Raw genomic sequence first — 11,829 nt, 5'->3', positions numbered from 1 at the left:
GTAGGTAGTCATGGAATTAGGTTTTGAACAATTACTTCAGATATCAAATGAGAACGAATGGAAGCTTGCATACGATAATGCAATACAAAAGCTGGACAGTTTATACCAAGAAGAAGAGCGCCTCTATTATTTGATGTATGCACAGGGTGCGGAAAATCAAAGGATTGATGAAATTCAAAAAATGAAGCACGATCTAATGACAAATAAACAACTAATTGACTCATTATCAACCTGGCAAGCAAAATTAAAAGATGACCCAATTTGGAGTAGAAGGCTTGAAGTATTTTTAGCAACGATGAAGCAAGAAGCACTTGATAGTCATCCAGAAGTTGTTGAAATGCAACAAGCATTGCAAAAAGAGCTAATGGAAAGTACGTTTGAGGTAGATGGAAAAGTATATAATTTAGGTACCGTGCATGCAAATGTCATGGATAATCCGGATAGGGAACTGCGACGGGAACTTTTCCGTGAATCAAAACGAATTGGACGGGAAAATGAAGCTTTATACAGAAAGCTCATCCAAAAACGAAACCAACTTGCAAACGACAACGGATATGAAAATTATTATTATTTTCGCTGCAACTTAAAAGAAATTAACATTGACTCATATATTGAGGAAATGAACAACTTGCTAGAAAGAATGGCAGAGGCAGCTAAATACTGGAGTGATAGAATTAAAGTAAAGTTTGGCTGGAAAAAAACGCACTTTTATGATCAATATTTTACTACCTTTAATTTTCATAAGGTGCAAAATAGTACGTTTTCGTCGAGACGGATGAAAGAGGTTATAAGTAATGTAGTCGGTAGTCTTGGCATCCAATTAGAGAGTATTCCTGTTTCGATTGAGACTTTGGAAATTCCTTATGGTGGATTTGCTATTAACATCAGTCCGAACGAACTCAAGCTAGTAGTAAACAAACGGGATGCTTATTCTGTATTTTTGTCCGGTATTCATGAAATGGGACATGTATTGGACGGTCATTACGGTTCCTTCGAATATCCAGAGCTCTATCGTTTTTATTCAAGTATTGCTGCTGAATCGATTGCCGAATTGTTTCAAACGATTGTTACAGAAGAATCGTTTTTAAAAGCTAACTTTGATTTGCAGGATCATGAATTAGCACAGATTAGAGAAGTAAATACATTAACGGATTTGAAAATGGTCCAAATCAATTATTATTATAGTCTTGTAGAATATAAGTTGTACACCCAATCGGAGAGAAGTTTTCAAGAGACCGCGGACGAGTGCTATAAGGCTGTGTTTGGATATGAGGGAGAGACCTTTCATCCTGGTAGTGAGATGTTTTATATCGAAAATCCAGCATTTTTTCAGGATTACAATTATGCGTTAGCCATTCGTGATATGATTCGTACTAAATTTAAGATTAACAGTCTATATTATCAGCCAGCCATTTTCCGAGAATTACTTGAAAAATACATACAACCAAATCAGCGTTATTCGTGGAAGCAAAGGGTAAAAATGCTTTGTGATGAGGAGTTTACTTTTTCTCATTTAGCTGAAAGATTAAGCGGTGCAGTTAAGTAATAATTCCACACCTAGTAATAGTCCGTATTTTGACGAGTAACTAAGTGTTTTTGCTTATAGTATTATTTGCCCATTGTCTCAGCTTTCAAAGCTAAAACGCATACCACGGTATACTATTAACGTGTGGAGCAGTTAATGCAAATGCAAATCCGGATGAACAACAGTCAAATTTAAAAGAGCCAGATACTGATGAAGGAACTGTGACATATACATTGCCTAATTAGAACTGAGAGAACATACTAAACAATCGTTAAAACGCGATGATAAAATGACTTACTTTATCATTGCGTTTTTTGTATTACTTAAAAGGCGTCCCTAACTTGTTAGTTGGCTTATGAAAAACTTGATTTAGATATGAATGATACAACCGAACTAAATAAGGTTATTAGGAAACGTTAATCGTCTTTGTATCCAAGCATAAAGTTGTCTGATAGAATGTCATTATTCAATCTCAATAATTCTGATTAATAATCGCCGCTTTTTCAGTACCTGGCACAACCGATTTATATGAATCAACTATCAAAAAATGTAAACGCTTCATTATCCTGATCTGTTAGAAAATAATTGCAATGGGGAGACGATCATTTTGGTGAAAAAATTAAATGAAGAATCATTAACACTAGGAGTATGTTATTATCCAGAGCACTGGCCAGAAGAAATGTGGGAAGACGATTACGCTCGTATGAAAGAGTTAGGTTTTTCCTATGTTCGAATGGGGGAGTTTGCGTGGTCAATATTTGAACCGGAGGAAGGGAAATTTTGTTTCGATTTGTTTGATCGAGCAGTCGCTAAGGCACAAGTGTTTGGTCTGAAGGTAATATTGGGTACACCAACTGCAACAGCACCAGCGTGGGTCACTAAAAAATACCCGGATGTACTAAACGCCACACAGGATGGTATTTCGTATCAGCATGGTGCGCGCTGTCATACTACTTATAACTCGGAAACGTACCGAGAATTGTCATCGATAATTGTCACAGAAATGGCAAAGCATTATAGTGACAATCCTACAGTCGTTGGATGGCAAATTGATAACGAAATAAATTGCGAAACAAATGTCTTTTATGCTGATGCAGATCATGCTGCCTTTAGGGAATGGGCAAAGAAAAAATATCAAACACTAGCTAACTTAAATCAAGCATGGGGAACTGTGTTTTGGAGTCAAACTTACACCAACTGGGAACAAGTCTATTTAACTCGTAAAACCGTTCCTAATTCACCAAATCCACACCATGCTTTAGATGAAAAAAGATTTATTTCGGATAGTGCTTTTGCTTACGTGAAGTTGCAGGCTGATATTTTAAGGGAACATGCACCAAATCAGTGGATAACAACCAATGGCATGTTTGGTCATTTAGATAATCATAAAATGACAGATGAACTACTTGATTTTTATGCCTATGATTCTTATCCAAACTTCGGTAGGGTCATAGAAGATTCCTCTGAAAAACCACTGCGCGATCGCAAATGGAGCTGGAACTTGAGCGTAGTAAGAAGTATCTCGCCGAATTTTGCGATATTTGAACAACAATCAGGTCCTGGTGGTTGGGTAAATAGATTGGATCAGCCATCTCCAAAACCTGGGCAATTGCGCCTGTGGACATACCAATCGATAGCTCATGGTGCAGACATGATTTTGTATTTTAGATGGAGAACGGCAACGAAAGGAACAGAAATCTATTGGCATGGTATTAATGATTATCATAATCAGCCTAATCGACGTGTCAAAGAAATTGAAGCTGTAAGTAAAGAGATTAAGCAACTTGGAAAAATAGTAGGCTCAACCTATCAAGTAGAAATTGCCTATATCACTAATTATGATAATAGTTGGGACGGAGAATTTGATATTTGGCATGGTCCATTTGAATCAAAAAGCAGAAATGCTTGGATTAAAGCATTACAATATAATCATGTACCAGTAGATGCACTAAACTTCAACAATGAAACAACTTTAGAGGATTTAAGCAAATATAAAGTACTCGTCTATTCTCATGCAGCAATCGTAACTAAACAGCAAGCTGCGTTATTTGAGGTTTATGTAAGACAAGGTGGAAAGGTTATTTTTGGATGTCGTTCTGGTTATAAAGATGAAACTGGTCAAACGTATATGAAGGCTCTCCCTGGATATTTAACAGATTTAGTAGGAATTACCGTGGAAGAGTTTACGAGAGTAGCTCCGTTTGAACAAGTACCTAGAATAAAGTTTAGAGAATTCGATGAACTAGAAGCGAATGATTTTAACGAAGTTCTACAACTTCAAGCTGATGTCGAGGTCCTAGCAACATATACAAATACCTATTTAAAAGGAAATCCTGCTCTCGTTAAACATAACTATGGAAAAGGGACTAGTTATTATTTTGGTGGAGTATTTAATTTAGATTTAGCTACTTCACTGCTTGCTGAATTACAGTTAAATAACTACCATGATCAATTTAGTTTGCCTGAAGAGGTTGAGTTATCTATTCGCCATAAAGAAGGAAAAGATTATATATTCTTATTAAATTATAGTGAATTACCACAAGAGATTTTTGTTAAAGAAGAATTCACTGAAGCAGTAACCGGTACTCGTATTATGAATAAAGTATCGCTCAAGCCATTTGATGTATTGGTTTTAGAACCATAAATTTAGATATATTGACCCTCATATGCTGGCCAAGTGCCAGCTGTTTTTTCTGTTCTGATAGAAGTTTCAATTTCCTTCTGCAACCAACTAGATCTTCCCTGAAAATAGTATGTTTAGTATTGCCATTATCACAAGTTAAGATTGACTTATAGAATATAATCTGGTGGTTATTTTTAACTATCAATTTTCGATAAATAATTTCGTATGGGAACTTAATAGACTCATAACTTAATAAAAAACCCCACGTCTTAATCACCTTTCAATGAATATTAGTAAGATTGGTCGCATAATCGATGACACTACTTTTCGTATTAATTGCTTACTAGTATGTGACTTTTTTTAGTGGAAAACAGTCTAAAAAATAAAAGGGGTTTGTGTTATGAAACAAATAATCATTTCGTTTTTAATATTAAGTTACATTATATTACTAGTAGGGTGTGGGCAGGAAGAAGCATCGTCAGGTTTAGAAATTGCCAGTGATGTAGAATTTGGGGAAGAAGACTATAAAAAAGTGGTTTCACCGAGTAACGCACTAGGATTTGATGTTCTCTCAAAAGTGGAAGGAAACGCCGATGGGAATGTGTTTATTTCACCGACCAGTTTATTTATGGTCTTGGCGATGGTGTATAACGGAGCGGATGGTAACACCAAAGAAGAGATGGAAAAGGTGATGCATGTGGAGGGAATTGACGTTAACGAAATCAATCAGGCAAACGCCTCATTATTAACCATGCTGAACAATGCTTCTAATCAGGTACAGTTGAATATAGCGAATGCGATTTGGTTAAACAAGGAATATCATTTCGAAGATCTTTTTTCTCAATCAACACGTGATTACTTTAATGCTGAAATTGAGGAAATTGATATGGATGACCCAAGCGCTCCTCAAATAATTAATGATTGGGTAGAGAACGCGACAAACAAAAAAATTAAAAATATGGTCGATAATCCGTTAACTCCTAATTTGGTTAGCCTTCTCATTAATGCGGTTCATTTTAAAGGTGGATGGACCGATGAATTTGATAAAAAGCTTACCAAGGATCAACCATTTTATTTAGAGGATGGATCCACAAAAGAAGTAGCCCTTATGTCTTTGCAGAAATCTTTTGCCTATTTAGATAATGATGATTTCCAGGCCATTTCGCTTCCTTATGGAGAAAACGAAGAGATGAGTATGAAGGTGTTTCTTCCTAAAGAAAGTGTGAGCTTAACAGAATTTAAAAGTATGCTCACGGTAAAGAATTGGAACAATTGGATTAACGAATTTCAGTATGAAGATGGTACGATTAAGCTTCCTAGGTTCCAAATAGAATATGACGTGTTGCTGAATGATAAGCTTAAAGAGTTAGGCATGCCATCCGCGTTTGATGTAAAAAGCGTAAATTTTTCAAACATGATTAAAGAAGATGAGCTTATTTGGATTAGTTACATAAAGCAAAAAACTTTTCTGGAGGTTAATGAAAAGGGAGCGGAAGCAGCGGCGGCAACTTCCGTTGGTATGACAGACGGAGCAGCCCCACCTTCGAATCAACCTTTTGTTATGGAAGTGAATCGACCATTTTTTATCGCGATTACAGATGAGGCAACAGGGACAATTTTGTTTATGGGATCTGTGTTTAATCCTTCTTAATAACTTCATCCCTAATAAATTGCAACAACATCATCTTCTTCTAAATTACTGTATAAGAAAAGCAGTAGGAAAACTGAATCGATAAAAAGAATTTTTCAATAGAATCGTTCCATTTGCTCGTGATAATTATAAAGGTTATAAATCAATGATATTGGAAACGGAGCACCTTGAATAGCCAAGCATACTCGTTTACCTCCAGAGTATTTTGTTTTGGGTACGAACTTTTGTTCTCGTTACTTGCTAAACATATGATACAATTTAGTAAAAGCAATCATTCAGGAGTGAATTCTATGATTACAGAGATTTTGAGTAATATAAATGAAAAACAAAAGCAAGCTGTAATGACAACAGAAGGGTACATCCGCGTGGTGGCAGGGGCAGGTTCTGGAAAAACGAAGGCACTGACAAAAAGGTATGCTTACATCATTGAACATCTCGGAATCGACCCATCTAACATCCTTTGTGTCACGTTTACGAATAAAGCAGCGACCGAAATGAAAAGACGAGTGCGCGCACTAATTGGCAGCGGCTATGACACGGGTCTCATTACAACCTACCACGGTTTTTGTGTGCGTGTGTTGCGCGAAGATATTCACCATCTTCATTATCCAAAGCAATTTATTATTTTGGATGAAGAAGATCAAAAGACGATACTAAGAGAAATTTATGAAGAACTTAACTTAACGATTCGATACAATTCCTTCAATAATATCCTGAAGAGGATCGCTGATTATAAAATGGATCCTGCATATGTTAGGTTGATCACCGATCCCAAACCGACAATTAATCCGAGCGCTGACGTGGATCTCGATATGCAGATTATAAAGATGTACTTGCTGAAGCAAAAAAAGGTGTTTGGGCTGGATTTTGATGATTTGATCAACTTCACGTTTATCCTTTTTGAGGATTTTAATCAAGTACTTGATAAATGGCAGACACGTCTTCATTATATACAAGTTGATGAATTTCAAGATAGCAGCTTAAGACAAATAAGATTAGTTAATATGCTCAGTGATACAAACAAAAATCTGTTTGTCGTCGGAGACCCAGATCAGACGATTTATGAATGGCGTGGGGCTCGGCCGGAGTATTTTGTGAATTTTGATAAAGGTCATCCATCGTGTATTACGATTATTTTGAATCAAAACTACCGGTCCACCCCAGAGATTTTAGATGTCGGCAATGCCTTAATTAAGAAAAACTCATTACGGATCGATAAAGATATGTTCACCAATAATAGAAATGGCTTACGAGTGATTCACTATCACGCCAAGCATGAAGATGATGAAATCAAATGGATTACTGAAAAAATAATTGAGTTATTGAATAAGAAACAGTCGAAGAAAAGTGACATTGCGATACTGTATCGTGCTAGCTTTTTGTCGAGGTTTCTTGAACAAGGATTAATTCGCGAAAATATCGATTATACGATTTTTGGTGGAATTAAATTTTTTCAGCGTAAAGAAATTAAAGATGCGTTAGCTTATTTACGCATGATAAGTGCTGCTGATGATTTGTCGTTTCTAAGAGTGGTGAACACACCGAAACGAAACATTGGCAAGAAACGGATACAGTTTATTAAAGAGAAAGCGGATCAGGAACACCTAACATACTATAATACGTTAAAGAAATATGCTGCCGATCCATTATTTAATGGCACGAAGGCACTTGAGTTTCTTTCATTAGTCGAAAGGTACAAGCGTGAATATCGGAAGTTGAGTGTGTCGGAGTTGCTACAAAAGTTACTCACTGAATCAGGCTATGACAAATTTTTAAGAGAAGACGGCGACCAAAATCGCATTGACAATCTAGCGGAATTTTTTAATTCAATCGTTACGTATGAGCAGGCAATAGGTGAAGAGCTAATGCTAGAAGAATATTTGCAGCAAATTACGCTGTACACCGATTCTGACAAAGAAGACAGCAAGGATAGTGTAAAGCTAATGACAATCCATACCGCAAAGGGCTTGGAGTTCCCATATGTTTTCTTATGTGGAATGACAGACGGAATTCTGCCAAGCAGCAGGTCACTGGAAGAACGAAAGCTCAAAGCACTTGAAGAAGAACGTCGTCTCACTTATGTTGCAATCACACGAGCAGAGAAAGAAATGTACATTACTGAATCGGAAGGTGTATCAAGAAGAGGTATAAAAAAGTATCCATCTCGATTCATTTTTGAGATTCAGAAGGGACTATTCCGTAGAATCGGTGTCTTGGAAGAAGCATTTTATCATGAATCGGTCAAGTATATTAGGGATTCTAATTTTGAGTTGGGAATGGAAGATAGTGAAACGGATGCTGCCGGTGACAGCGCTTATGAATTAGGTTCTAAGGTAAGACATCCGGTGTTTGGTGAAGGTGTAGTAAGTGAGATTGATCGGAAGAAGAATGTTTATTATGTCGAGTTTGACGGAATGAAAACGAATAAGCCTATTAGTGGTTCGTTTAAAGGGCTAGAGAGAGCTTAATTATTACGGTGATCTAACAAAGTAGAAGCGCTTCTATTTAACAGATGAGCTTCTACTTTTTCAATAAAATTGTTTCGGTTATCGAGCATGAAAAAAGGAGAAACAATTCTAATAAACGAAATAATAAGAGCTATAATTTCTATCACTTAAGCATAAGATGTCCGAAATACTCTAACATAACTAGCACGAGCCGCACTTGGTAACTTTTTTCGGTGCTCTGCAAAAGCATAGCTTACATAATCGTCTAGATTTCTACAATGGTATATTTTACTCATAGTAAATACGAAGTGTATGGTAATCCTATTATTTTGATCACTTAACTCTTGGTTTATTATTTCAAATTTTTTCATCGATTTTTTTAAATAGCTTTTTAACTGGTTGATAGAGATGTCCCGGTTGTTGAACACAATCTCCGATTCACCGACAAATTGTATCATTTTTAATCACCTTGTAAGATTATAACATTGAACTGAGGTACCTGACACTACCTGATTTTAAACGAAAAGGGGGAATTTTAAATATGTTATTTACAGAACAACAAATACAGTTTATACGAAATGAAAATAAAAACTGTGAACAAGCAAAACGAGTTACTGATAAGATGCTTACTTTTATGTTAGAACATCAATTATTCAAACTAATTATACCTGAGGCTTTGGGAGGGAAAATGTTAGATTTCCCGAGTGCCATTCGTGCTTTCCAAGAGGCTTCTTATGCAGATAGCAACTTTGGCTGGCTCGTAACGATCGGTTCAGGTGGAGGTATGTTTACTCAAAATATGACAGAGCAAACTGCTAGAACCTTTTATTCACCTGAAAATGCTGTCATTGCTGGAAGTGGATTTCCTGCTGGTACAGCACAGCCTGTAAAAGATGGCTATATCATTAATGGTAAATGGTTGTACTGCAGCGGTTCACAATTTGCAACACTATTCACCGTTAGCTGTAATGTGATAAGTGAAACAGGAGATGAAAATCACATCCTTGCTTTTGCTCTTGAACCTGAACAAGTTGATGTGGAGGAAGACTGGAATGCATTCGGCTTAAAGGGAACAAGCAGCAATAGTATTGAAATCGTTAATCAATTTGTTCCAGAAAATCACGTGTTTTCTATTTTTGAAAGTCAAAATGATTTGGGTACAACGATCCATACTTTTCCATTCGTGCAATATTCAGAAGCATCCTTTGCAGCTGTGTCACTTGGTATTGGTAAACATTTCTTAACAGAAGTAGAATCTGTGTTAGAAAACAACAAACAAAATTGGCAACAAGGTTCAACAAATCGCTTTGCTTCTCTTAAACAAAAACTTATAAATGAAGAACAACGCTGGGAGAAGGCAAATCAAGCTTTTCATTCAGTAGTGGAAGAAGCGTGGGGCGAGCATATAAAAGGGAATAAGTTATCTGATAAGTTGAAAGAACAATTTTCAACGATTTCAAAACGGAGCGCAGCAACAGCTGTTTTTTGTGCAAATAACTTGTTCAGACATGTTGGCATGCAAGCCGTTATGGAACACAACAACCTGAACCAAATTTGGCGTGATTTACATACAGCATCTCAGCACGCTTTTTTAATACCAACGAATGAACAGGAATCTCTGCCATTTGGAGAATAGTTGTTTCTGGAATCAGGATTCTGAGATATTTGTTGTTACTATTCCGTACAGGGTCGAATCAAATGACTAAAGAATCTGCTGTACATATCTGAAGTTGTTTCTAGGAACAATAAAAGCGGAGGTGATTACAGTGGCAGAAAGAAAAGCAAATCCATCAACTATAGGTTTGAACTCATCAGAAACTGAAGGGCAAGGAACAACAAGAAAAGAAACTGGGAAAGTGAAGGCTGATTCTTCAAGAAAGAAGCAAAAACGTACTTAATCAAAATAAAAATACAGGGGGACATTCCTCCTGTATTTTTTATGGTACTTGATAGAACTATTTGTGGATATGACTAGAATATCAGCATTATGAAAGAGACTAAATAATTTTTTCAATATTAAACCGATAGCCAGTCTGCATAATCTAGTGCTGTTCGCATAATTTTAAGAAAATGCAAAATGTGAGGTGCATGATGTGGTCAGAGTTCAAAGAATTTATCTCTAGGGGAAATGTTCTGGATTTAGCGATAGCGGTTATTATTGGCGCAGCTTTTGGTAAGATTGTTGACTCTCTTGTAGAAGATATGATTATGCCCATAATTGGGATATTAGTAGGTGGAATTAATTTCGAAAGTCTTCATATAACGATGGGAAGTGTGGTAGTCTCCTATGGGAATTTCATTCAAACGACTGTTGATTTCCTTCTTATATCGATTGTGATTTTTACGATTATTAAGGTTTTTAATAAATACCATCGGAAGAAGAGCGAAGAAAATCTTCAACAAAAGGCTCCTCCGAACGATGTAGAACTATTAACAGAGATCCGAGATATTTTAAAACGTAAAGAGCAAATCGAAAGTGAAAAAGGGAATGACTCGAAACAAACAATTATAAAACTGAAGGCGAAGTAAACTAGTTTGATAATTTGTTCCAGACTTTTTCAAATTATTTGTGATTAATTGCTTTTAAGCCAGAAGCAATTTTTATAATGTTGTTTCTGGCTTTTAAAAATTATTCATTTTTTCCACTCACGATAATATTCTAATACTTCTGCATACTGCTTCAATTCCCGCTCGCCTTTATCACTTATACAATAAACACCACGCTTAACCTTGGTGAACCAACCGTAAAAGTTTTTGGAGAGAATTGATTGTGTTTTTTTACCTGTCCCCATATCTATTAATGCCTTTGGTGAAAGTTCTCCTGCTTGCATAAGAAATGTGGCGATTTGAATACAATTTTCACGGTAAGCAGTCATAATCTGTGTTTGACTAGAACCGCCAATATTGTAGTCAGCACTCCGTCCAGCCATTTCTTTTAATAGTGCTTGGCGTTTACGGTTGTTTTGACTTAGACTTTTCAAGCGGTTAAAAGGCGTCGGTGGTATCACAATTTCGATTTGATTTCCTCTTCCACTAAATGATACGAAAATAAGTCCTAATTCTAACCTTCTGACTAGATGACTAAGATCTCGCCACCGTCTTGAGCGAGGGTTGTGCTTCTTAGGCTTTGGTATCGCAATATATACAACCTCGGACATCTTTTGTCGTTTTGTTGCTTGGATGAGAAGGTCGACAGTTAAGTTAAGCTTTAATTCGATAATGACTAACTCTGGACCTTTTTTAGCGACCAGATCGCAATCGTTTACTTCACCATAAACTTCATAACCTTCCCGGACAAGATGAGCTTGTATCGGTTTATATAACTCTACTTCTTTAAGCTTATTAGTTTCATTCATAGATAAGCACCGTCCAACTAAGACTATAGCATCCCTCATTTTATCATAAAATGAAAAGGAAAAGTTTATTTCTAGTCTCGTAATGAAGACAATTCCTGACATTTTCACCTCCATCACTTTCTCCCTTATTGAGTTTGGTAATTTAATCCTGTATGATAATGGAAAAGCTAAAGTGATAACGAATACATACATTTAGTTTGATTATGGAACGCTTAGGGAATTGTTAA

General features: G+C 36.3%; 10 protein-coding genes. 7 read left to right on the top strand and 3 right to left on the bottom strand.

The genetic code is table 11. The features are described 5' to 3' along the window. Positions 1-10 precede the first annotated feature (10 nt). The 4 genes from ACI6MV_RS10945 to ACI6MV_RS10930 all read left to right on the top strand — a co-directional run bounded on the left by ACI6MV_RS10945 (position 11) and on the right by ACI6MV_RS10930 (position 8,267). The gene (locus ACI6MV_RS10945; RefSeq protein WP_407270331.1) at positions 11-1,546 is read left to right on the top strand and encodes a gluzincin family metallopeptidase; all 1,536 of its coding nucleotides are present in this window, start codon (positions 11-13) and stop codon (positions 1,544-1,546) included. A gap of 589 nt (positions 1,547-2,135) precedes the next feature. Beyond that, a complete protein-coding gene (locus tag ACI6MV_RS10940; RefSeq protein ID WP_407270355.1) occupies positions 2,136-4,169 on the top strand; it encodes a beta-galactosidase in 2,034 nt (677 codons plus the stop codon). Positions 4,170-4,548: 379 nt separating this feature from the next. Then, positions 4,549-5,799: a serpin family protein gene (locus ACI6MV_RS10935; RefSeq protein ID WP_407270330.1), complete on the top strand. Its 1,251-nt coding sequence runs from the start codon at positions 4,549-4,551 to the stop codon at positions 5,797-5,799. Between the two features lie 290 nt (positions 5,800-6,089). Further along, entirely contained in the window at positions 6,090-8,267 is a 2,178-nt protein-coding gene (locus ACI6MV_RS10930) for an ATP-dependent helicase (protein ID WP_407270329.1), read from the top strand. On the opposite strand, the gene ACI6MV_RS10925 is transcribed toward ACI6MV_RS10930, so the two are convergent. Then, entirely contained in the window at positions 8,264-8,413 is a 150-nt protein-coding gene (locus ACI6MV_RS10925) for a hypothetical protein (protein WP_407270328.1), read from the bottom strand. The two genes, ACI6MV_RS10930 and ACI6MV_RS10925, sit on opposite strands and share 4 nt — an antisense overlap. Further along, positions 8,414-8,704, bottom strand: coding sequence for a hypothetical protein (locus tag ACI6MV_RS10920; RefSeq protein ID WP_407270327.1), 291 nt, complete (start codon positions 8,702-8,704; stop codon positions 8,414-8,416). It abuts the gene before it with no gap. Positions 8,705-8,787: 83 nt separating this feature from the next. Here ACI6MV_RS10920 and ACI6MV_RS10915 point away from each other — a divergent pair, with 83 nt between their 5' ends. The 3 genes from ACI6MV_RS10915 (at position 8,788) to mscL (ending at position 10,775) form a co-directional block, all read left to right on the top strand. After that, positions 8,788-9,882 carry an acyl-CoA dehydrogenase family protein gene (locus tag ACI6MV_RS10915; RefSeq protein ID WP_407270326.1) on the top strand — a complete coding sequence of 365 codons (1,095 nt, stop codon included), beginning with the start codon at positions 8,788-8,790 and terminating at the stop codon, positions 9,880-9,882. A gap of 130 nt (positions 9,883-10,012) precedes the next feature. Beyond that, a complete protein-coding gene (locus tag ACI6MV_RS10910; RefSeq protein WP_407270325.1) occupies positions 10,013-10,144 on the top strand; it encodes a YuzL family protein in 132 nt (43 codons plus the stop codon). A gap of 193 nt (positions 10,145-10,337) precedes the next feature. Continuing rightward, the gene (mscL, locus tag ACI6MV_RS10905) at positions 10,338-10,775 is read left to right on the top strand and encodes a large-conductance mechanosensitive channel protein MscL (RefSeq protein ID WP_407270324.1); all 438 of its coding nucleotides are present in this window, start codon (positions 10,338-10,340) and stop codon (positions 10,773-10,775) included. A 104-nt stretch (positions 10,776-10,879) separates the two neighbouring features. On the opposite strand, the gene ACI6MV_RS10900 is transcribed toward mscL, so the two are convergent. Next, positions 10,880-11,602 carry a DUF2161 domain-containing phosphodiesterase gene (locus ACI6MV_RS10900; protein WP_407270323.1) on the bottom strand — a complete coding sequence of 241 codons (723 nt, stop codon included), beginning with the start codon at positions 11,600-11,602 and terminating at the stop codon, positions 10,880-10,882. Positions 11,603-11,829: the final 227 nt, after the last annotated feature.

The organism is Radiobacillus sp. PE A8.2, from assembly GCF_045635475.1.
In the GTDB taxonomy this organism is placed as follows: domain Bacteria; phylum Bacillota; class Bacilli; order Bacillales; family Amphibacillaceae; genus JBJGXI01.
Note: the sequence above shows the minus strand (reverse complement) of the source record. Positions and strands in the feature narration are given on the sequence as shown.

Coding starts and splice junctions, on each gene's coding strand:
- ACI6MV_RS10945 (WP_407270331.1), top strand. CDS start 11: ATGGAATTAGGTTTTGAACAATTACTTCAGATATCAAATGAGAACGAA.
- ACI6MV_RS10935 (WP_407270330.1), top strand. CDS start 4,549: ATGAAACAAATAATCATTTCGTTTTTAATATTAAGTTACATTATATTA.
- ACI6MV_RS10930 (WP_407270329.1), top strand. CDS start 6,090: ATGATTACAGAGATTTTGAGTAATATAAATGAAAAACAAAAGCAAGCT.
- ACI6MV_RS10920 (WP_407270327.1), bottom strand. CDS start 8,704: ATGATACAATTTGTCGGTGAATCGGAGATTGTGTTCAACAACCGGGAC.
- ACI6MV_RS10915 (WP_407270326.1), top strand. CDS start 8,788: ATGTTATTTACAGAACAACAAATACAGTTTATACGAAATGAAAATAAA.
- mscL (WP_407270324.1), top strand. CDS start 10,338: ATGTGGTCAGAGTTCAAAGAATTTATCTCTAGGGGAAATGTTCTGGAT.
- ACI6MV_RS10900 (WP_407270323.1), bottom strand. CDS start 11,602: ATGAATGAAACTAATAAGCTTAAAGAAGTAGAGTTATATAAACCGATA.